The organism is Deinococcus aetherius (genome assembly GCF_025997855.1).
Lineage (GTDB): Bacteria > Deinococcota > Deinococci > Deinococcales > Deinococcaceae > Deinococcus > Deinococcus aetherius.
Genome location: NZ_AP026562.1, coordinates 274,577 through 295,000, shown reverse-complemented (window position 1 = coordinate 295,000; position 20,424 = coordinate 274,577). Strand labels below are relative to the sequence as shown.

17 protein-coding genes (1 of these 17 running past the window's edge) are annotated in these 20,424 nt (G+C 73.0%); 7 read left to right on the top strand and 10 right to left on the bottom strand.

Annotated elements, in window-relative coordinates:
• A protein-coding gene (locus tag DAETH_RS20980) for an alpha,alpha-trehalose-phosphate synthase (UDP-forming) (protein ID WP_264778080.1) crosses the window boundary here: on the bottom strand, nucleotides 1-207 show its start. Its footprint begins 1,167 nt before the window's first position; only the first 207 of its 1,374 coding nucleotides appear in the window; it begins with the start codon at nucleotides 205-207; its stop codon lies beyond the left edge, outside the window.
• Between the two features lie 112 nt (nucleotides 208-319).
• A complete protein-coding gene (locus DAETH_RS20975) occupies nucleotides 320-676 on the bottom strand; it encodes a cupin domain-containing protein (protein ID WP_264778079.1) in 357 nt (118 codons plus the stop codon).
• Nucleotides 677-743: 67 nt separating this feature from the next.
• On the opposite strand from DAETH_RS20975, the gene DAETH_RS20970 reads away from it, so the two are divergent.
• A complete protein-coding gene (locus DAETH_RS20970; protein WP_264778078.1) occupies nucleotides 744-986 on the top strand; it encodes a hypothetical protein in 243 nt (80 codons plus the stop codon).
• Nucleotides 987-1,004: 18 nt separating this feature from the next.
• On the opposite strand, the gene DAETH_RS20965 is transcribed toward DAETH_RS20970, so the two are convergent.
• From DAETH_RS20965 to DAETH_RS20930, 8 genes are read right to left on the bottom strand one after another with little or no spacing between them, the layout of a single operon-like run.
• A complete protein-coding gene (locus DAETH_RS20965; RefSeq protein WP_264778077.1) occupies nucleotides 1,005-5,009 on the bottom strand; it encodes a VWA domain-containing protein in 4,005 nt (1,334 codons plus the stop codon).
• The gene (locus DAETH_RS24735; RefSeq protein WP_344870059.1) at nucleotides 5,006-5,893 is read right to left on the bottom strand and encodes a DUF58 domain-containing protein; all 888 of its coding nucleotides are present in this window, start codon (nucleotides 5,891-5,893) and stop codon (nucleotides 5,006-5,008) included. The genes DAETH_RS20965 and DAETH_RS24735 overlap by 4 nt, the downstream gene beginning before the upstream one ends.
• A 2-nt stretch (nucleotides 5,894-5,895) precedes the next feature.
• Complete coding sequence (locus DAETH_RS20955; protein WP_264778560.1) at nucleotides 5,896-6,909, bottom strand: AAA family ATPase; 1,014 nt, start codon at nucleotides 6,907-6,909, stop codon at nucleotides 5,896-5,898.
• The gene (locus tag DAETH_RS20950) at nucleotides 6,906-8,339 is read right to left on the bottom strand and encodes a hypothetical protein (RefSeq protein WP_264778559.1); all 1,434 of its coding nucleotides are present in this window, start codon (nucleotides 8,337-8,339) and stop codon (nucleotides 6,906-6,908) included. Before DAETH_RS20950 ends, DAETH_RS20955 begins: the two co-directional genes overlap by 4 nt.
• The gene (locus tag DAETH_RS20945; RefSeq protein WP_264778558.1) at nucleotides 8,336-8,962 is read right to left on the bottom strand and encodes a hypothetical protein; all 627 of its coding nucleotides are present in this window, start codon (nucleotides 8,960-8,962) and stop codon (nucleotides 8,336-8,338) included. Before DAETH_RS20945 ends, DAETH_RS20950 begins: the two co-directional genes overlap by 4 nt.
• 2 nt (nucleotides 8,963-8,964) lie before the next feature.
• Nucleotides 8,965-9,681, bottom strand: coding sequence for an ABC transporter ATP-binding protein (locus tag DAETH_RS20940; RefSeq protein WP_264778557.1), 717 nt, complete (start codon nucleotides 9,679-9,681; stop codon nucleotides 8,965-8,967).
• Entirely contained in the window at nucleotides 9,678-10,475 is a 798-nt protein-coding gene (locus tag DAETH_RS20935; RefSeq protein ID WP_264778556.1) for an ABC transporter permease, read from the bottom strand. Before DAETH_RS20935 ends, DAETH_RS20940 begins: the two co-directional genes overlap by 4 nt.
• 3 nt (nucleotides 10,476-10,478) lie before the next feature.
• A complete protein-coding gene (locus tag DAETH_RS20930) occupies nucleotides 10,479-11,468 on the bottom strand; it encodes an ABC transporter substrate-binding protein (protein ID WP_264778555.1) in 990 nt (329 codons plus the stop codon).
• A gap of 289 nt (nucleotides 11,469-11,757) precedes the next feature.
• Between DAETH_RS20930 and DAETH_RS20925 the strand changes: the two genes are divergently transcribed.
• The 6 genes from DAETH_RS20925 (at nucleotide 11,758) to DAETH_RS20900 (ending at nucleotide 20,395) form a co-directional block, all read left to right on the top strand.
• Complete coding sequence (locus DAETH_RS20925; RefSeq protein ID WP_264778554.1) at nucleotides 11,758-12,966, top strand: sigma-54-dependent transcriptional regulator family protein; 1,209 nt, start codon at nucleotides 11,758-11,760, stop codon at nucleotides 12,964-12,966.
• 161 nt (nucleotides 12,967-13,127) lie between these two features.
• A complete protein-coding gene (locus DAETH_RS20920) occupies nucleotides 13,128-15,419 on the top strand; it encodes an ATP-binding protein (protein ID WP_264778553.1) in 2,292 nt (763 codons plus the stop codon).
• A 399-nt stretch (nucleotides 15,420-15,818) separates the two neighbouring features.
• Entirely contained in the window at nucleotides 15,819-16,202 is a 384-nt protein-coding gene (locus DAETH_RS20915) for a hypothetical protein (RefSeq protein WP_264778552.1), read from the top strand.
• A 440-nt stretch (nucleotides 16,203-16,642) separates the two neighbouring features.
• Nucleotides 16,643-17,878: an MFS transporter gene (locus DAETH_RS20910; RefSeq protein WP_264778551.1), complete on the top strand. Its 1,236-nt coding sequence runs from the start codon at nucleotides 16,643-16,645 to the stop codon at nucleotides 17,876-17,878.
• Nucleotides 17,879-18,100: 222 nt separating this feature from the next.
• Nucleotides 18,101-18,676 (top strand): QcrA and Rieske domain-containing protein, encoded by a 576-nt coding sequence (locus DAETH_RS20905; RefSeq protein WP_264778550.1) that lies wholly within the window; start codon nucleotides 18,101-18,103, stop codon nucleotides 18,674-18,676.
• A gap of 54 nt (nucleotides 18,677-18,730) precedes the next feature.
• Entirely contained in the window at nucleotides 18,731-20,395 is a 1,665-nt protein-coding gene (locus DAETH_RS20900; protein WP_264778549.1) for a PQQ-dependent dehydrogenase, methanol/ethanol family, read from the top strand.
• Nucleotides 20,396-20,424: the final 29 nt, after the last annotated feature.

Genomic DNA, 20,424 nt, shown 5'->3' with positions numbered 1-20,424 from the left:
CCGGTAACGCGGCTCTTCCTGGGGCAGGTCCACCGCCCGGATGTCCGCGCGTTCCTCCCCCCAGGCGATCCAGGTGCCCCCCGCCTGTTGCAGGGCGGGGTCGAGGGCGGCGGTCAGCCCGCCGATGGAGGGGACCCAGGTGAGGGTGCCGTCCTCGTTCCGGCGGGGGGCATAGGGTTCACGGTTGGAGACGACGATCAAGCCCATGTTCGGTCCTTCGGGAATGGGGGAGAGGGGCGGAGTTCGGCCAGGGGTGGACCCCGCCGCGAGGGTACGCCAGTCTTCCCCGTGCGCCTTCCCGGGACCAGCCTCTTGCCCTTCATGGATGCCCGGGGGGCGAGGACCGCGCCGGGCCGTCCTTGAGTTCGATCACGAGGTTGCGGTAGGGCGCGCCGCCCACATTCACGAGCCGGTGGTGCAAGAGGCCCTCCCCGGCCTCCAGGAAGACCACCTGATCGTCCTCATAGCGCACGTCCTGGTCCTGGCCCGGGTCCTCCGGGTGGACGTGGCGCAAGTCGCCGCCCCGCACCACCACGAAGCAGAAGTCGAGGCGGTGGACGTGCGCCTCCAGCGCCTCCCCCGGCGCGAGCGCGAGGTCCCACACGCGGACCCGGTCGTTTTCGAACAGCAGACGGGTGCCGACCTGCTCAGTGGGCTGCTCATTGTGTGATGTCATGCGCTCCTCCCTGGGCCGCTCAGGATAGGCGAGCGCGGGGGGCAGTACGCTGTGGGGAGGCCCAACGATGGACGACGTGTTGCGCACCCCCGACGGGGCGTTCGCCGACTTGCCGGGTTCCCACTTCGCCCCGCATTCCCTGAACAATCCCCCGAGGGCGGGGCCGGTGCGCCTGCTGCGCTCGGTCATCCGGGGCTGCCCGCCGCCACTGAAGTTCCCGCACGCCGGCCATTTCGTGCAGGAGGACGCGGGCGACGAGGTGGCGCACGCCGCCCTGGAAGCCTTCGGTCTCACGCGCGGCACGGGTTGAGGTGGGCGGGCCCCGGCCTCAGCGCCGAAGTCGCCACCACGGCCGCCGCCCGCCCTCCGGCAGGTAGCGGAACGTCAGCCCCAGCAGGAAGGCGAGGAGCGCGAGCAGGGCGAAGGCGGGCCACGCCGGGCGCCACGCCCAGCCTCCGCCCCGCGTGAGGGGCAGCTCCGGGGTCTCCAGCAGGCGGCCCCCCGTCTCCCCGACGACTCGGCGGAGCAGGGCCGGGTCGCTCACTGGAGCAGGCAGGCCGAGCGCGGCGTCCGGGAGGCTGTAGCCGCCGGGGGCCGGAGCCTCCAGCCGGGTCACGAAGCCTCCCGCGCCGTCGGGGCGCAGCGCCAGCGTGCGCGGGCCGCCCGGACCCTCCAGGGTGACGGTGGGGGTGGAGGCGCGCACGATCAGGTCGTGGCCGTCGGGTTCGAGCGCCCCGGCTCCCTCCCCGCCCCCTCCCTCGGCCCGCACGAGGGCGGCGACCTGCGCCGGGTAGGCGGGCCGCGCGGTCCAGGCGTTGACCCAGCCCCCCGCGAGCCCGGTGCCGAGCGCCGTCACCCGCCCCAGCCCGACCCGCCACGAGGCGGCGAGGGGATCGCCCCCCAGGCCGCGCGCGAGCAGGGTGGCGCCGGGCCGCAGGCTGGTGTGGGTGTAGCCGCCGACCACGCCCGGCCCCGCCCCCCCCTCGCCGAGCCAGCGCACCCGGGTCGGGCTCGTCGTGACGGCGGGCTCGCCCTGGCCCAGTGTGTCCTGGGCGAGCAGGCTGGGCACATCGCGCCAGTCGGGGGTGAGGTGGAAACTGCCCTCCCCCCAGCGGGCGATGTCGCGCATGAGGGGGACGTGCATCCCGCTTCCCACCGACACGGTGCTCACCGTGATCCCCGTCGCCCGGATGCGGCGCACCAGCCGCTCGTAGTCCTCAGGGTTGAAGATGCCGCCGTCGATGCCGTCCGTGAGCAGGATCAGGTGCTTGCTCGACGCGTTCGAGGCGCCCAGCTGCTTGAGCCCGGCCTCCAGCGCCCGCCAGACGACCGTGCCGCCCTCGGCCTCGATGCGGGCGATCTGGGCCCGGACCCGCGCCGGGTCGCCCACCCGCCCCAGGGGCACGGCGACCTTGGGGGAGGTGTCGAAGGCGATCACGGCGAGGTCGCTCCCGGGGTGAAGCTGCCCCGCCGCCGCGAGCCCCGCCGCCTTGATGAGGTCGAGCTTGGTGATCTCCCCGGCCACGGGCTCGTTCATGGAGCCCGACTTGTCGAGGAGCAGCCCCAGGGCGAGGCGAGGCGCGTCGCGCGGCACCCGGCTCGACAGCGGGGAGAGGTCTTCGAGCGGGGTGCCCGGGTAGCCCCCCGGCCCGAAGGCGCGCGGCCCGCCCCCGATCACGAGGTGGCCGCCGCGCCCCACCCAGCCCGGCAGCGCCGCCCTGACCTCCGGGCCCAGCGCGCGGGCAGGCACGTCGAGGAGGGCGACGCTCCGGTACCCCTTCAGGTCGGTGGCCCGCAGAGCGGCGGGGGCGAGGGAGGTGGCCTCCAGCCCCTGCACCGCGAGGGCCCGGGCGAGCAGGTCACGCGCCCCGGCGTCCCCCCCGACCACGGCCACCCGGGGCGGCGCGGTGACCCGCGTGGCGGCCCGGCCCTCGACCTCCGCCTCCCGCGCGCTCAGGGTCAGCGTGTACCCGGCGAGCCCGGGGGCGTCCTCCCGAAGCGGCAGGGCGAGGCGCGTATCCCCGGCGGGTACCCGGAGGGTCTCCTGAAGGAGGGGCACGTCGCCGCGCCGCAGGAGGACGCCCAGGGTGAGCGGCCGGGCGGCGCGGACGGAGACCCCCAGGGCGAAGGCCTGCCCGGCGGGCACCCGTCCCGGCAGGCTCAGGGCGCGCAGTTCGAGAGTGGGCGCCTCGCCACCGGGCAACCCGTGGACGGTCACCCCCTGGGCCCGCAGGGAGGCCAGCACGTCCGGCAGCCGGGTCGAGGCGGGCCAGCGGTCCCCCGCGAGGAGCACGGTTCGCTGAGTCCCGGCGGGCAGGCGGGCGGCGGCGAGTTCGAGGGCGGCCGCCACGTCCCCCGTGGCCGACGAGGCGGTGGGAGGCGTGAGCCGGGGGACGGGGGTGCCCCAGACCCGCGCGGTGTTCGGCAACCCGGACGGATTTACCCCGTCCGGGGGCAGGACGAGCGCGGAGGCGCGCGGGCGGCCCGGCCCCGGCAGCGGCACGTCGAGGAGGGCGAGCCCCAGCAGCACGGCGGCGAGAGCGTGGAGCGCGAGCATCCGCCGCTGGGGGGAACGGAGGGCACGCCAGCGCCCCCGCCGCAGGGCCGGTTCGGCGCGCACGGCGAGGATCCCCTCCAGGAGGAGCAGCGCGAGCGCCAGGCCGAGCAGCAGGAACCAGAGGGTGCGCCCGGTGGGAAAGGCCAATGAGGGGGCTGCCGCGACCGCCCGTCCACTCCCGCCGGGCGCAGTCAGGTCGGCCTCCGGCCCGGCGAGGCGGTTGACCGCCAGGGGCTCGCCGCCCACCCGGTACACGCCCGCGCGCAGGGGGGTGAAGCGGCCCCCGGTCATGGCGAGGGGCTGCCCCGCCGGGTCGGTCAGCGGCTGGCCGGGGGGCAGGGCACAGGGGGCGCCCACCGTGCAGGGCCGCACCACCCGCTCGCCCGCGTCGGGCCGGGCCGTCAAAGCCACGTTCCGCAGGAAGACCGGCCACGCGGGCGACCGCACCCACGAGCCCGCCTCGACCGGGAAGTTCACCCGCACCTCGGGCACCCCCGCCGTCTCCCGCCGTTCGACGAGGGGACCCGACGAGGTGGAGAGCAGCGCGGAGCCGTCCGGCCAGGGCTCCACCCGGGCGGGCGCCACGCGCAGGATCAGGTCGGCCCAGGCGACGCCCCGGCTCAGCGGGTCGCGGTCGTCCCAGGCCGTCGGGGTGACGGGCGGGCCCGCCGCGCGCGGGGCGTTCAGCCACAGGGTCGGGCGCGTGGCCTGCCCCGTCACGCCGGGGCGCGTGACCACCACGAGGTCGGCATCCGCGTTCAGGGTGTCGGCGGGCGAGAGGACCGCGCCGGGCAGCGCCAGCAGCGCCCGGCGCACGTCGCCCCTCGCCTCTCCGATCATCGCCACGCGTAGGGGAACGGGGGAGGGCCGAAGGACAACCTGTGCCGTGTCGTCGGCGGGGAGGGCGTCGGCGTCGAGGGAGGCCCGCAGGACGCCTCCCCGGCCGGGAGTGAAGTTCAGGGAGAAGGGAAGGTCCCGCCCCGGGACGAGGGCCAGCCTGCGCCGCGCGAGGGTCCGGCCGTCCAGCGTGACGGTCAGCGTGCGCTCGGCGAGCGGGCCGTACAGGCGGGCGGCTCCTTGAAGCGTCCAGGCCGCTCCCGCGCCCCCGGGCGTGACCCCGAAGCGGGTGAGGGCGGCGTTCGTGACCGCCCCCCCCACCGTCCTGACCTCCGCGCCCAGCCCGGCGAGGGCGGAGCGGGCGGAGGTCGCGCCGGACGGGGCCACGAGGGCGACGACCCGAGGCTGCCCCTCCCCCCGCAGGGCCCGCACCAGACGGCCCGCCGCCTCCCAGTCCGCGAGGCCGTCCGTGGCCCGTGAGCTGAGCAGCGCCCGGCGCACCGCCTCCCGGTCGTCCCGGCCCACCGCGAGCGGGGTGACGTGATCGCCCACGAGGAGCACGGTGACCCGCCCGCCCAGCCGCCCGGACGCCTCCCTCGCGGCGGCGCCGAAGCGGTCGGGGCGCACGTCGGTGGCGCGCATCGCGCGGGAGGCGTCGAGGAGGACCAGGGTGTCCCCCCGCCCCGCCGGGTCCCGTTCCAGGCTGGGACGCGCCAGCGCCAGCGCGACGAGCCCCAGCACGAGGAGTTGCAGCAGGAGCGCCGCGCTCATTCGCGGGAGGCGCCGGGCCCGTTCGGGGGCGTGCTCGGCCCCCAGCCGCCGCCACAGGTGCAGGCTGCCGACCTCCGCCGCCCGGTGCGCCCGCCGCTGGCGGTGCAGGAAGGCGAGCAGGAGGGCGAGGAGGGCGAGGAGCAGCCACCCAGGCTGGGCAAGATTCATCGGACGATGCCGCGCGCCAGGAACTCACGCAGCACCACCTCCCCGAGGGGCTGGTCGGCGCGCACCTGGACCAGGCGGCCCCCGTGTCGGGCGAGGCTGCCGCGCAACTCGGCGGTCCAGGCGTCGAGCGCCCGGCGGTAGCGCGTCAAGGTCGCGTCGTCGAGGGTGACGACCGCGCTGCCCCCGCTCTCGGCGTCGTCCAGCCGCAGCGGGTCGGCCCGTCCGGGAGAGGCGCGCAGCCGCTCGGGTTCGAGTTCCTCGGGGGCGAGGACCTGCACGGCTAGAACCTCCTGCCCGCGCGCGTGGAGGGTGCCCAGGGCGCGCACGGCGTCCTCGGAGAGGAAGTCGCCCACCAGGATCACGAGGGCGCCTTTCGGTGTGCGGGCGGCGGTGCGGCCCAGCGCGTCCTCCAGGGTGCCCTCCCCCTCCGGCCGGGCCTGACCCAGCCAACCCAGCAATTCGGTCGCCCGGTTGACCCCCTGGAGACGGGGCAAGACGCGCACCCCCGCCCCGAAGGTCACCGCCTGCACTGCGTCCCCGCCCGCCAGCCCCACGAAGCCCAGCGCCCCCGCCACCCCCGCCGCGAGGTCGAACTTGGGGGGCTGTCCGACCCGCATGCTCGCGCTCGCGTCGAGCACGACGAGGACCGGGAGTTGCTGCGAGACCACGAACTCGCGCACGACCGGGGTGCCCAGCCGGGCGGTCACCACGGCGTCGAGCGCGCGGATGTCGTCTCCCGCCTGGTAGGGGCGGTGGTCGGCGAACTCGATCCCGGCGCCCTTCGCCCGCGAGGGCCGCTCGCCTACCCCACCCTGCGCGCGGGCGTGGGGCGCGGTGAGGCGGCGGCGAGCGAGTTCCTGTTGCAGGGCGGGGGGGAGTTCCATGCTCAGCCCGCCTGGGCGTCCAGCAGCCGGGCCAGCAGGGCGTCCTTGTCCACGCCCGAGGCCACTCCCTCGAAGTTCAGTTGGAAGCGGTGACGCAGGGCGGGGAGCAGGACGGCCCGCACGTCGGTGAGGCTGACGTGGGCCCGCCCGGACAGCATCGCCTGCGCCTTCGCCGCGAGCACGAGTGTCTGCGCGCCGCGTGGGCTGACCCCGAAACGCACGTAACGCCGCACCTCCGCCCCGCTCTCGGGCCGCGAGGGCTGGGTGCTCACGATGAGCCGCGAGATCGCCTCCACCACATCAGGTGACACGGGCAGCGCCCGCACCGTCCGCTGCGCGTCGAGCAGTTCGGCGGGCGTCAGGCACGCGCGGGCCTGTGCGGCGTCCAGCCCGGTCGTCTGCGCGAGAATCCGCCCGAGCACGTCCGCGTCGGGGAAGGGCACGTCCACCTTGAAGAAGAAGCGGTCGAGCTGCGCCTCGGGCAGGAGGTAGGTACCCTCCTGCTCGATGGGATTTTGCGTGGCGAGCACGAAAAAGGGACGGGGCAGCGGGCGTCCTTCCCCCGCCACCGTCACCGTGCCCTCCTGCATGGCCTCCAGCAGCGCCGATTGCGTTTTCGGCGTCGCCCGGTTCACCTCGTCGGCGAGGAGGAGCTGCGCGAAGATCGGCCCCGGCATGAATTCCAGGCGGTTCACGCCGCGCTCGTCGGGGGCGAGGACGAGCGTGCCGGTGATGTCGGCGGGCATCAGGTCGGGGGTGAACTGGACGCGGCCCATCTTCAGGCCGAACACGTCGGCGACGGTGCGGACGAGCAGGGTCTTGCCCATGCCGGGCGCCCCCTCCACGAGGACGTGCCCGCCCGCCAGGAGCGCCACGAGCACCTGATCCACCACCTCGCCCTGCCCGACGACGACCTCGTGGATGGCGGCCTTCGCGCGCCGCAGCGCGTCCAGCCGCTCGTCCACGCGGGCAAGGATGGGCTGTGCCCCTGCGTCTGGGGGTGCTGCATGAGTCATGGAGTCCTCCGGAAGTACGCGCTCACCGTGTCCTGCGCGGCGGCGGGGATGTCGTCGGGGGTGAGGGGCGGTTCGGCCTGGGGAGTCCAGGGTCCGGCGGTGGCCGCGCCGGGGGACGCCATGGGGGGCGAGGTGCCCGGCGCGGCGAGGACGCGCACCCGGTCGCCCTGGCTCTCGTTCCCGGCGAGGAGCCGCTGGCGGAAACGCACGGTGACCGCCGCCATCCGCCCCTGCCCCAGCCCGACGCCGCTCGTGCTGCCCGCCGCGCCGCCGCCGCTGTCGCTCGTGCCGCTCTGGTTGCGGTTGTCGGGGGCGGGGGGCTTGGCCGCGCGCGGTGCCGAGCCCCGGTTCATGTCGTTGTTCGTCAGGCAGTCCCGCGCGCAGCGGTCGTCGCCGTCGCTCTCCACCCCGCGCCCGCCGGAGGCCCGCCGCTCCTCGGGGGCCCCGCCGCTCTTCTGCTTCTGGGTCCCGCTGCCCGGCGCGCTGGGGTCGTAGGGGGCGGCGGCGAGGGCGTCCGGGTTGCTCCTCGCCTCCTGCTCGCTGAAGCTGCCGCTCTCCCGCGAGCCGAAGGGGGTGTCGCGGGTGGAACCGCCGCCCGGGTGAGCCTCCGAACCCGGCGTGGTGGTCTCCTTGACGAGGGCATTCCGGGCCTCACGCGGTCGGTCGAGGCCGGGAGCGCGGCCCCCGGTGCCCGTTGCGGTCGTGACGGCGCCCCCCGAACGCTCCGTCCCCGCCTGAGCCTGGGGGGTGGAGGGTTCCGTTTTCTTCTCCTCGGCCTCCGCCACTTCATCTGGGGTGGGTTGAGGAGTGGTGGCGGAGGACGGTAAGGTCATTGTTCCCCCGGAGGCTGTCTTGGACGGCTCCTGAGTACGAATGGCCTCTGCACGAGGTTCTGCACTGGCAACAAGTCGCACAGGTGCGCGCAGCGGCGGAACCAGCCACGCCACCAGGGCGAGCGCGGCCAGCCCGCCGGGCAGCCGCCCCCAGGCCAGTGAGGGGGGCGGCACCACATTCGCCGGGCGCAGGGGCCGGGCCGCCGCCTCCGCCTGGGCGCGGACGCGGGCGTGCAGGGCGGCCTCCAGCGGGTCGTTCGCCGTCTCCGGCAGGGTCAGCGCCGTGCCCAGAAGGTCGTGGAGCCCCAGGCGGCGGTCGGCGAGCCGGGCGGCCTCCCGCTCATTCGGGGGTGAGGCCCGCAGTTCCAATCCCAGAAGCGTCAGCGCAGCGAGCCCTCCGGCCAAGCCTGTTGCCAGCGGCGCCGAAACCGGAGGCAGACTCAGCGGGGCGCGCACGACCTGCCAGAGCCCGAACAGTGCCAAGGTACCGGCTCCCGCCGCCACGGCCCACGCCACCCGCCCCCAGCGCCGCCTCCCCGTCTCCCGCCGCCGCACCCCGCGCACGAGGGTAGTCAGGGAAGGCGTCTCCCGCGTCATGCCCCCCGCCCCAGGAACGAGCGGCCCAGCGCCCGCAGCAGGACGCGCCCGAGCAGCGCGAAGGCCAGCCACAGCCCCCCGGCGAGGAGCACGTAGGCGGCGAGGTGGTCGAACTGGGTAAACAGCGCGTAGAAGCGAATCTTCGCCCCCAGCCCGTCCCCGCGCGCCAGGAGTTCCCCCGCCATCACCGCCGTGAAGCCGTACCACAGCGCCCGCCGCAGGTACGCCTCCCGCCGCTCCTCCAGCCTGCGCCGCCCCAGCGCGAAGACCTGCACGGCGGTGGCGAGGGCGGCCACCCCCAGCCCGCTCGATTCGCGCACTCCCAGGGTCGGAATCAGGTTCATCGCCACCAGGATGAGCACCCACGGCACGGCGAGGAGGGTGAGGACCCAGGGGGTCAGCCACGCCTCGACCCGGGGGCTCGACCGCATCAGGGCCGCGAGCGCCGTCCCGAGCAGGAGGCCCACTCCCAGGGCGGTCCCCAGCCGCCCCGCCGTCCTCCCCAGCGTCTCCAGCATGATGCCGCGCTCGTCGGCGAGCCAGGCGAGGTCCACGCCGGGCAGCACCCCCTGGGCGCAGGCCCCGCCGAGGAGGAGGGCGGGCGGGAGGAGGGCGCGGCACACCCTCACGCCCTCACCCCCTCGCCGGTCAGCAGACGGCGCACCTCGCGCACGAGGACGGCGGCGGCGGGGTCGTCCGGGTCGCGGGGGCGGGGCAGCGTGACCGTCACCTCGCCCCGGACGGCGGCGGGCGTTCCAGCCAGGGCGACCACCCGGTCCGCGAGGAAGACGGCCTCGGCCGGGTTGTGGGTGACGAGCAGGGTGGTCGCCCGCGTCTCGCGCAGCAGCCCCGCGAGTTCGGCCCGCAGCTCGCCCGCCGTCAGCTCGTCGAGCGCGCTGAAGGGTTCGTCGAGGAGGAGCAGGTTGGGCCGGAGCAGCAGGGCGCGGGCGACGGCGGCCCGCTGCGCCATCCCCAGGGACAGCTCCCCCGGATACCGCCGCTCCAGCCCGCCGAGCCCCACCCTCACGAGTTCCGCCCCGATGAAGGGGTGACGCTCCGGTGGGCTGGTGAGCCGCAGGTTGTCCTCCACGGTGAGCCACGGCAGGAGCCGCGCGTCCTGGAAGACGTACCCGACCCTCGCCTCCCCGCCGAACGCCACCGTTCCCGCCTGCGGGGCGAGCAACCCGGCGGCGAGGTGCAGCAGCGTCGTCTTGCCACACCCGCTGCGTCCGATCACCGCCACGACCTCGCCCGGCCGCACGCCGAGGTTCAACCCGGCGAGGACGGGAGGAGCGGACCCGTAGCGCACCGCCACGTCCCGGAAGTCGAGCGCCCCGTTCACCCGGTCCTCCGCCACGCGAAGACCCGTTCGCCCAGCGCGGCCAGCCCGTAGTCGACCGCCGACAGGATCAGCGTCATCACCAGGCCGTAGGCGAGGATGCCGCGCATCTCGAACTGCTGAAAGTAGAAGGCGATCATGTACCCCACGCCGCTCGTGCGCCCGAACACCTCGCCGAACACGACCATCTTCCACGAGAGGCTCAGCGTCACCCGCGCCGCCCCCAGCAGGGCGGGCCACAGTTGCGGCAGCGTGACGTGGCGCAGGGTCTGCCCCGGGGAGACCCGGAACGCCCGCGCCATGTCGGAGAGCCGGGGGTCGAGCGACCGCACCCCCTCCCGCACCTGAACGGCGACGGTGGGCAGCAGGATCAGCGTGATCGCCGCGATGAGAGCCCGCTCGTTCAGCCCCACGACGAGGTACGCCGCGAGCAGGATCAGGATGCGCGGCACCGTCAGCCCGACCGCCAGCCAGGGGGAGGCGAGCGCCGCGAACCGGGGATGTGTGCCCAGCGCCCACCCCAGCGGCGCCCCCAAGAGCAGCGCGAAGGCGAAGGCCGCCAGCACCCTCCAGAGCGTGATCCCCACGTTCGTCCAGAGGGTCCCCCGCCCGGCCTCCCGCGCCAGGAAGCGCAGGGTTTCGCCGGGGCCGGGAAAGACGTCCGCTCCCAGCGCCGCGCTCGCCAGCGGCCACGCGAGGACGAGCAGCCCCAGCCCGAGCGCGGGCAGTGCCCGGCGCCCCCACCGCGGACGGCGGGCGGGCGCGGCTTGGGCGCGGTGGGGCTGGACGCGCTGCATGGCTCAGGGCCGGAAGCGGGTGTCGAAGGCGCGGGTGTCCAGCCGGTTCAGGCCCACCACGTCGGGCCCGGCCACCTCGATCATCCGGCGGGTGAGAAGGAGGGTGTTGTTGAGATCGGCGGCGCTCCACCCCTTCGGCAACCCGGCGGCCCATTGGGTCCGCAGGGCGGGAAGCTGCGCGCGGTCGGGCAGGTTGTACAGCCCCTCCTTTAGCATCGCGTCCCAGTACCCGCCGTCCTGTTTCATCCGCTCCTCGGCGAGGAGGACGGCCTTCACGAAGAGGCGCAGCGTCTCGGGGTCGGTGTCGTTGCGGGCGACGAGGTACAGCAGCGGGACGTTGGGCTTCAGGCCCAGGCCGCGCAGGAGGTCCCCCGTGGAGATGAGCTGGCGGTACTTCCCGGTGCTCACCATGCGGGCGCCGTGGTGCCAGAAGGGCAGGGCCGCCTGAATCTCCCCCCGGCCCATGAACTGGTCCATCGTGGGACTCGGCACCGAGGCGACCTGGGCCGCGGTCTGGGGGTCGAACCCTGCCTTCGCGCGGGCGTAGGCGCGCAGCAGCAGCAGCGTCTTGTCGGTGAGGCTCGTCGCGCCGATGGTCTTGCCCTTCAGGTCGGCGACCGTGCGGATGTCGCTCGCGGCGGGCACGATCACCCCGCCCGTGAGGAGGCTGAAGGGGTACACGGCGGTGACGGGAAAGCCACGGGAGCGCAGCAGCGTGACCTCCAGAAAGTCGTCCACGACGACCTGCGTGTCCCCCGAGCGCAGCGCGACGCGGGTGGCGTCCTTGCTCGCGTACGTCCTCGCGTTCACCTTCAGCCCCAGGTCCCGGTCGATGCCGAAGTATCCGATGGCGTAGGTGACCCAGGAGAGGGTGCCGCCCGCCTGGAGGCCGACGTTGACGGTGCGTGTCTGCGCCCCCGCCCCCCCCGCGAGGAGCAGCGCCCCGGCGAGCGCCCACGGCCCCCATCGTCCCTTCTTTCCTTGCTGAGCCACGCTGCACCTCCGTCTGAGAAGCGGTGACGGGCCGCACTCCCGCCTCTGTGGCGGGCCCGGCAACCGGACGCTGCGAACCTGAATACCCCCACGCTAGCCGCACGAACCCCGGCATTGCAACTTTGCAAGCCGTGTCGCAGAGGGTCCCAACCTGTTTCCAACCTCCGGCTCGGGGACTGTGCTAGGTTGGGGCTATCAATTGGGCTCAATTCAATGACAGACGGCACGGCCCCACCGTGCCTGCGGAACCGGACCTCCTTGGCACCACACCCCCCTGCACAGAGGCAGCATGGACGAACGGCTCATCCGGGAGCGTGAGCGGCTGGAACGCGCCTGGCAGCAGTACATCACCTCGCGGCCGGAGGAGTCCGTGCCCAGGGAGCCCATCCCCGACGAGGTGGTGGCGTCGTGGGCCCGTTCCGCCCAGACGGTGCCCCCCGAGCGGGTCTCGGCGCCCGTCGAGAACGACGCCGACGTGCGGCACGCCTGGCAGGAGTCCCGGCTGGAACACGCGAGCCGTCCCCTCCTGGCCGAACTGACGGGCCTCGCCGAGGACGGCGACCTGATCGTCGCCATCGGGGACGCGGGCGGGCAACTCCTGTGGACGAGCGGCAGCGAGCGGATGCACCGCCTGGCGAGCGGCATCAACTTCGTGCCCGGCGGCCACTGGGACGAGTACAGCGTGGGCACGAACGCCCTTGCCCTCGCCCTGCGCACCCGGCAGGCCGTGCGGGTCTTCGCCGCCGAGCACTACGTCCAGACCGTCCACGACTGGGTGTGCTACTCCGCGCCCATCCGCGACCCCCGGTCCGGGGAGCTTCTGGGCGTCCTCGACTTCAGCACGACCTGGGAGCGCAGCACGCCGCTCGGGCTGGCGAGCATCCGGCACTACGCGGGCCTGATCGAGGCGGGGCTGACCGCGGGCCAGAGCGCGGCCGAGGGCCTGACCCTGCGGCTGTGCGGCCCGCCGCGCGCCCTGCTGCGTGGTCGCCCCCTGCACCTCACGCCGAGGCAGCACGAGCTGCTGGCGGTGATGGCGCTGTGCCCGAACGGGCTCACCCTCGACGCCATGCACGCGCACGTGTACGGCGACCTGCCCGTCAGCCTCAGCACCCTCAAGTCCGAGATCAGCACCCTGCGCGCCCTGCTCGGCGGGGCCGTCGCCTCCCGCCCCTACCGCCTGACGCTGGAAGTAAGCTTCGACGCCTTGAACGTCGAGGCCGCCCTGCTCTCGGGCCACCCCGGGCGGGCGCTCGACACGTACAACGGGCCGCTCCTGCCCCACAGCGCCTCGCCGCTCCTCACCTACTGGCGCGAGTACCTCGACGCCGCCCTGCGCGAGGCCGTGTCGCGCTCGGGCGACCCCGAACTGCTCTGGCGCTACACCAACCGCTTCGACGACTCCGAACTCCTCCTCGACCTCGAAACCCTGCTCGCCCCGCGTGACCCGAGGCTGCCGATGGTCCGGGCCCGGCGGGCGGCGCTGGGGGAGATGTAGGGGCTGGAAGTCGTGAGGCCGGACGTGACGAGGAGTCGGTCGGGACGCCCCAGGATCAGGCTAGGAGGAGGCGCGGGCTCGTTGTCGGGGACCTCCCCGGCGGGAGGGTCCCTCGGCCTTTCGGTCACGCGGCGCCCTGGCCTCCTCGTCTACACTGGGCTATGGACCGTCGGGTGGCGGCGCCGCTTCCGGCAGGGCTCGGCCCCCTCCTCGGCCGCGAGCACGACCTGAAGCACCTCGCGCGGCTTCTGCGGGGCGGGTCCCGGTTGATCACCCTGCGCGGCCCCGGCGGCATCGGCAAAACGGCCCTCGCCCTGCACCTCGCCCACGCGGTTCGCGGCGAGTACGATCACGTTCAGGTCGTGGACCTGACCCACCTGCGTGACCCGGCCGAGGTGCTCGGCGCCGTCGCCGCGACGCTCCCCGCGCACGACCGTTCCTTGCCGCCCGGGCGGCTGATCCTCGACTTCACCGGGCAGCACCGGACGCTCCTGGTCCTCGATAATTTCGAGCAGCTCCTCCCGGCCGCGTCGCACCTGGGCGACCTGCTCTCCGAGACCGCCACCCTCCAGCTCGTGGTGACGAGCCGCTCGGCGCTGCACCTGCACGACGAACGGGAGTACCCGGTCGGGCCGCTGGCCCTGCCGGAACGCGCCCAGCACGCCGCGTCGAGCCCCGCCGTGCAGCTCTTCGTGGCGCGGGCCCAGGCCACCTCACCCGCCTTCGAACTGAACGCCCTCAACACGGCGCAGGTCATCCGGCTCTGCGGAGTTCTCGAAGGGGTGCCGCTGGCCCTGGAACTCGCCGCCGCCCGGTTGCGGACCTACGCGCTCCCGGACCTGCTCGCCCGGCTGGAGCGTCCTCTGGAGGTTCTGAGAGCGGACTTCCGGGACCGTCCGGAACGGCTGCGCTCGCTGCGGGCGGCCGTGCAGTGGAGTTACGACCTGCTGAGCGAGGACGACCGGGCCGTGTTCGAGTGCTGCGCGGTCTTCGAGGGCAGCTTCACCCCGGAGGCCCTGACCGAGGTCTGGGGATCGCCGGACGTGCTGGACGGGGCCGAATCCCTGCTGGAGCAGAGCTTCCTGCAACGCCTCGACACGCCCGACACGCGCTGGAGGATGCTGCAACCCCTGCGGGAACTCGCCGCCGAGCACCTGGACGGGCATCCTCAGGCCCCGCTCTGGCGCGAACGGCACGCCCTGTATTTCCTGAAGATGACCGAGGAGCTTTTCTTGCGCTGGGAACACACCAACACCGACGACCGCGCGGCGTACCTGCCGCACTATCCCAACGTCCGGGCCGGGATGGTCTGGGTGATCGAGCAGGGCCGGGCCGACCTCGCCTACCGCTACCTGGGGGTCGTCGGGGCACTGTGGGCACCCTTTGGCCTGTTCGTTCAGGAGGTACCGCTGGTGGAACGGGTCCTCGCGCTGCCTGCGCCCGCTGACCGGCGGGTGCTGCTGCGTGCGCTGGAGGTCAGCGTGGACAGCCTGAATTCCGTCGGGCAGTACCAGGCCCGCAACGCGCGTCTGCGCGAGGTCCTGGCGCTGTGCCGTGAGCTGGGCGACGTGGAGAGTGCGGCCTGGGCCAGCCTCAATCTCATCCCGGTGGCGTGGGAGGAGGGCCGCGGCGAGGAGGCCTGGGAGACCGTGCAGCGGGTCCTGCGCGAGTACCGGGAGCGGGTGGGTGACGGACCTCAGACCCGCAAACAGCGGATGCTGCGGGCGAGTGCTCACCTGCACGGCGCCCTGACCCTGCTGGAACTGGGCCGCCACGCTGAGGCCCTGGAGTACGCCACGCTGGCCCGGCAGTACTTCCGGGAGGCGGGCAACGCCATGTTCGACCTCGAATCCGGGACCGTCATGGGAATGTTGATGCTGCACCTGCACCGGCTGCCCGAAGCCCGGACGCTGCTGCTCGCCTGCCTGCACGACGCCGCCGACAAAGGCTTCAGGGGTGTGGCCGAGGAAGTCCTGCGCTGGGGCCTGATCTTCCTGGCCGCCAGGTTGCAGGACTGGAACGCTGTGGCGCAGTTCACGGCCTTCGTGAATGATCCCGCCTTTGAGTACGCGCCGAGTGTGCCGGACCGTCAGCTCCGGCACGACATAGCCCAGGCCCGTGAAGCGCTGGGCGAAGCGGGCTTCCGGGATGCCTGGGAGGCCGGAACGCACCTGCGGCTGCCGGACGTGGTGGAACTGGCTGAACGGCTGGCGCGGGGACCACGCCATCCCCCGCAGCGTTCGGCCTCCGGAGCGGACCTGACGCCCCGTGAGCGGGAGGTGCTGGCGCTGGTCTCGCAAGGCCACCCGGACCGCCGGATTGCCCGGCTGCTGGGCATCAGTCCGGGCACGGCGAGCAAGCACGTCGGCAACCTGCTCGGGAAGCTGGGATTACGCAACCGGGTGGAACTCACCCGCTGGGCCATCGAACAGGCCGAACCAGACTCCGCGTAGTTCTGCGAGAAACCCGCGTCCTGGAGCCTCGCCCGGTGACACGACCGCCGGAGAAGCATCCGTCGGTGTCCGATCTGCCCGGGTTCCCGGGAGGCACACGAGGCCTGGGTCCGCCCTGAACGCGGCGACTACCTAATTCTGTCAGGGTCCTACTTCTGACGATGTGCCCGGCGGCATCCCCAGCCTACCGTGCGGTATCAGCCCGGGGCTGATGCTCGGGGAAGAGGTCGTCGGTAGACATGGTCGGCAGAGAGACTGCCGCCGACCGTGGCCGTAGGCTTCTTCGTCCCGCTCTCTTCCGTCAGTGAACCCGTCTCGCCTCGCGCCCACCCTCGTCCAGACCCAGCATTCAGACAGAGGAGCGCGGGGGCAGGGCCGTCCTGCCCAGGAGGAACAGTCATGAACACCACCAGGAGCTGGCTCTCCCGCTCATCGTTCATAGTGACCGCCGCCGCCCTGCTGATCGGGGCCGGACAGGCGACCGTGAAGGTCGGACCCGACAACACCCTGGGCAGCCAGCTCGCCACCATGTCGGGAACCAGCCTGACGCGAGCCGAGTGTCAGGGGCGGATGCGGGACCTGGACGCTCTGCTTCAGAACGCCGGTTACCAGACCATACGAACCCGGGTCACGGAGGACGGCACACTGATCGCCCGCTGGTACAACACGGAGGCCAAGACGACGGTTCTGGCCTTCTCCGGGCAACTGGACGTGGGGAACTCTTTCTCCGCACGGGAGTATCCGGGCACCATTCGCTGGAACGAGTTCACCGGCACTCGCTGAGAGTTCGGCTCCCCGGGGGGCCGCACCGGGCCACAGGTCAGGGCAGCCCTCCAGGGAGTCGAGCGCCGCCGCTCGTTTCCACCACGGAAGTTCGGTTCCGTAGTCTGACATGCAGTTGTCGTGCACCCAGCTCACAGCCCTGAGTAATTCGCTCCAAGAACGGACAACTGGACAGCACCGAGATTCCGCCCTTCCGAGGGTGGAGCAGGACAACTCACCCCACGAGGGGTTGGGAACCCGGCAGCAGAGCAAGAAGAGCATCCCAGCGCCAGCCGCAAGCCCGAGGCGGTCCCCTCGCGCCTTGGCGGGCATTCGCATTCCCCCTCTCCTGCAAACGTGACGGGGCGCCCCGTCTATCTTTCCGGAAAGGTAAGGGGAGCGGCCCGCCTCCTTTCCCGGTTCCCCACGCGCTCCAGTCGCCACCCCTTATGCTGCCCCTCATGTCACAACCTGCCTTGGAGGGGACGGCCCAGGCTGCCCCGGGACGCTGGTCGGCCCTGTCGCGCCTCGCGGTCGCCGTGGTGCTGGCGATGGCACCGTGGTTCTCGGCGGCGGCGGTGTTGCCGCAGTTGCGGGCGGCGTGGGTTCTTACGGACGCGGCGGCCTCCTGGCTCACGCTCGCCGTACAACTCGGCTTCGTGGCCGGGGCGGTGCTGAGTGCGGCGCTTAACCTCGCCGACCGGGTGCCGCCCCGGCGGCTGATCCTGGCGGGGGCGCTCCTCGCCGCCGGGGCGAACCTGGGGCTGCTCGTGGCGGGGGGTCCGGTGGCCGCCGGGGTGCTGCGGGCGCTCACCGGGGCCGCGCTCGCGCTCGTGTACCCCCCGGCGCTCAAGGCGATGTCGGCGTGGTTTCGCACCGGGCGGGGCGTGGCCCTCGGCGTGATGGTCGGGGCGCTCACCCTCGGCTCGGCGCTGCCGCACCTCGTGAACGGGCTGGGGGGGGCGAACTGGCGGGGCGTCATCCTCACGACGAGTCTGCTCGCCGCGCTGGGAGGACTCATCGCCGCGCGGGTGGGGGAGGGGCCGCACCGCTTCCCGCCCGCCGTGTTCCGGCCCGCGCAGGCGTGGCGCATCCTGCGGAGCCGGGGGGTAGGGCTCGCCACCCTGGGCTACCTGGGGCACATGTGGGAGCTGTACGCGATGTGGGCGTGGTTCGCGGCCTTCTTCGGCGGGGTGCTCACGGCGGGTGGCCTGACCGATTCGGGGCGGGGCGCCGCCTACGCGACCTTCGCGGTCGTGGGGGTCGGCGCGCTGGGCTGTTACGCGGGCGGGGTCCTCGGGGACCGCTGGGGGCGCACACGGCTCACCGCGCTCGCCATGGGGCTCTCGGGGGGTTGCGCCCTCGTGCTCGCGGCCTTCTCGCACGCCGCGCCCCCGGTGGTGCTGGCGCTGAGCCTTTTCTGGGGCTTCTGGATCATCGCCGACTCGGCGCAGTTCTCCACCATCGTGAGCGAGGTCGCCGACCCCGCCTACGTGGGCACGGCGCTGACCGCGCAACTCGCGCTGGGCTTCACCCTCACCGCCGCGAGCATCGCGCTCGTGCCCGTGCTCGTGCGCGCGGGGGGTTGGTCGCTGGCCTTCACGGTCCTCGCGGTGGGGCCGCTGCTGGGAGTGGTCGCCATGCGGCGGCTCGCCCGCGCTCCCGAGGCGGCGCGAATTGCGGGTGGTCGCGGCTGAGGACGTGGCGGGGCCGCCCACCAACCTTTCCCCAACCCGGGCCTCCTAGACTGGGAAACGATCACACAACCTGCTCACGGAGGAGTCCGTCCATTCCACCTCCCCGCGCCCTCGCCGCGTTCGACCCCGTTTGACATCGCTTCACGAAATTTTTATCGTGGGACTCGCCCTCACTCCCAAGACGTCCGGCTGAGTCCCCGCCCCATCCCGGAGGACACGTCCATGACCGACACGCCCCCCAAGCCGCAGACCAGCCGCCGCACCTTCATCAAGTTGACCGCCGTAACCGGCGCCGCCGTCGCCCTCGGGCACCGCGCCGGGGCCCAGACGGCGAGCAGCCCCGCCAGAAGCGGCGACCTGCTGATGTACCAGGAGGGCCCCAAGAAGGGCCAGCCCGTCAAGGCCGCCGACTTGAAGGAGGGCGTGGCCGTCTGGGCGATGGCGGTGGACCCCGCCACGAAAAAGCCCCGCGACGCCATGAAATCGGGCGTGGTCGTCGTGCGGCTCAAGCCCAGCGAGATCAAGGACAGCTCTAAGAAAAACGCCTCGGGCGGCGTGGTCGCCTATTCCAGCGTCTGCACCCACCAGGGCTGCCCGGTCAAGGAGATCGGCTCGCTCGGTCAGGGCAAGGGCAACATCATCTGCACCTGCCACGGCTCGATCTTCGACCCGCGCGACAACGCGACCGTCCTCGGGGGGCCCGCGCCCCGCCGCCTCGCCGCCCTGCCGCTCAAGGCGGGCGCAGGCGGGGACCTGATGGCTGCCGCCGAGTTCACCGGCAAAATCGGGCCGAAGTAAGGCCGTCCGAACCCGTCCACCATTTCGGCTTTCGAGCTTCTCAAAGGGGGCACCATGCGAAGGATTCTGACGGCGGTACTGGCGATGGCAGGCACGTGGGGCGCGGCGCAGGTGGGGAACTATACGAGCGTCACCGACGCCCGGCTCCAGAACCCCGAGGCAAGCAACTGGCTGATGTACCGGGGCAATTACAGTAACTGGGGCTACTCGCCGCTCAACAAGATCACGGCCGCGAACGTGAGCCGCCTGCGCCCGGTGTGGGCCTTCTCGACCGGGCAGACCGAGGGCCACGAGGCGCCCGCCATCGTGAACAACGGGGTCATGTTCATCACCTCCCCCATGAACAAGCTCTTCGCCCTCGACGCCGCGAGCGGCAAGCTCCTGTGGAAGTACGAGCGCGAACTCCCCGACGACATCACGAGCTGCTGCGACGTGGTGAACCGGGGCGTGGCCGTGTACGGCGACATGGTGTACATGGGCACCCTCGACGCCCACATCCTCGCCTTCAACGCCAAGACCGGCAAGATCGCCTGGGACCGCACCATCGAGGACTACAAGAAGCGGTACACGATCACCTCCGCCCCCCTGGTCGCCGACGGCAAGCTCATCACCGGCGTCCACGGCGGCGAGTACGGCATCCGGGGCTTCCTGGAGGCGATGAACCCGAAGACCGGCAAGTCGGTGTGGAAGAGCTACACCACCGTCCCCGCGAGCTACCCGCAGGGCGGCTCGGCCCAGGGTGGCGCCCCCACCTGGCTCACCGGCTCGTACGACCCGGCGACCAAGACCGTGTACTGGGGCACCGGGAACCCGAGCCCCTGGATGGACCCCCGCCGCAAGGCCAGCGACGACCTGAAGTGGTCCTCCTCGGTGATCGCCGTGGACGTCGGCACCGGCCGCATCAAGTCGGGCTTCCAGTACTCGCCGAACGACGCCTGGGACTACGACGGGGTGAACGAGCAGATCCTGATCGACGCCAACATCAACGGCAAGCCGACGAAGGCGATGGTCTCGGCGCACCGCAACGGCTACCTGTACCTCTTCGACCGGACGGGCGGCAACGTGGCGTACAAGGGTGCGAACAAGTACGTGACCGTCACGGCCTACAAGGGCCTGAATGCCCAGGGCCGCCCTATCTGGGACCCGCAGCACCGCCCCGACATCGGTAAGCAGGTCAACGCCTGCCCGAGCTTCCTGGGGGGCAAGAACTGGCAGCCCGCCGCCTACTCCCCGCAGACGCGGCTGGTGTACATCCCCAGCAACGAGTGGTGCATGGCGATCAAGGGCGCCCAGACGAAGTACGCGGCGGGCGAGGCCTACGTGGGCGCGGAGTTCGAGCTGAGCCCGGTGCCCAACCTCGGCCACGTCGGCAAGCTGCAAGCCGTCGATCCCGTCACCGGCAAGCAGGTCTGGAAGCAGACGTGGAACGCGCCCCTGTGGGCCGGGGTGCTGACCACGGCGGGCGGCCTCGTCTTCACCGGCAACACTGCTGACCGTGACTTCATGGCCTTCGACGCCGCAAATGGCAAGAAGCTGTGGTCCTTCAAGACGAACTCGGGCGTGATCGGCACGCCGGTGAGCTACTCGGTGAACGGCAAGCAGTACATCGGCGTCTTCAGCGGCTACGGCGGCGCGATCCCGCTGTGGGCTGGGCCGATGGCGCAGCTCACCAAGGACACGCCGCGCGGCGGGGTCTTCTGGGTCTTCGCCGTCGATTGAGAGCATTGGGGAGAAGTTGGCGGGGGCCT

What these genes read in the sequence shown, in the direction of transcription:
- DAETH_RS20965 (WP_264778077.1), bottom strand. Translation starts at nt 5,009, where the DNA reads ATGAATCTTGCCCAGCCTGGGTGGCTGCTCCTCGCCCTCCTCGCCCTC.
- DAETH_RS20975 (WP_264778079.1), bottom strand. Translation starts at nt 676, where the DNA reads ATGACATCACACAATGAGCAGCCCACTGAGCAGGTCGGCACCCGTCTG.
- DAETH_RS24735 (WP_344870059.1), bottom strand. Translation starts at nt 5,893, where the DNA reads ATGGAACTCCCCCCCGCCCTGCAACAGGAACTCGCTCGCCGCCGCCTC.
- DAETH_RS20970 (WP_264778078.1), top strand. Translation starts at nt 744, where the DNA reads ATGGACGACGTGTTGCGCACCCCCGACGGGGCGTTCGCCGACTTGCCG.
- DAETH_RS20955 (WP_264778560.1), bottom strand. Translation starts at nt 6,909, where the DNA reads ATGACTCATGCAGCACCCCCAGACGCAGGGGCACAGCCCATCCTTGCC.
- DAETH_RS20935 (WP_264778556.1), bottom strand. Translation starts at nt 10,475, where the DNA reads ATGCAGCGCGTCCAGCCCCACCGCGCCCAAGCCGCGCCCGCCCGCCGT.
- DAETH_RS20915 (WP_264778552.1), top strand. Translation starts at nt 15,819, where the DNA reads ATGAACACCACCAGGAGCTGGCTCTCCCGCTCATCGTTCATAGTGACC.
- DAETH_RS20900 (WP_264778549.1), top strand. Translation starts at nt 18,731, where the DNA reads ATGCGAAGGATTCTGACGGCGGTACTGGCGATGGCAGGCACGTGGGGC.
- DAETH_RS20920 (WP_264778553.1), top strand. Translation starts at nt 13,128, where the DNA reads ATGGACCGTCGGGTGGCGGCGCCGCTTCCGGCAGGGCTCGGCCCCCTC.
- DAETH_RS20925 (WP_264778554.1), top strand. Translation starts at nt 11,758, where the DNA reads ATGGACGAACGGCTCATCCGGGAGCGTGAGCGGCTGGAACGCGCCTGG.
- DAETH_RS20950 (WP_264778559.1), bottom strand. Translation starts at nt 8,339, where the DNA reads ATGACGCGGGAGACGCCTTCCCTGACTACCCTCGTGCGCGGGGTGCGG.
- DAETH_RS20910 (WP_264778551.1), top strand. Translation starts at nt 16,643, where the DNA reads ATGTCACAACCTGCCTTGGAGGGGACGGCCCAGGCTGCCCCGGGACGC.
- DAETH_RS20905 (WP_264778550.1), top strand. Translation starts at nt 18,101, where the DNA reads ATGACCGACACGCCCCCCAAGCCGCAGACCAGCCGCCGCACCTTCATC.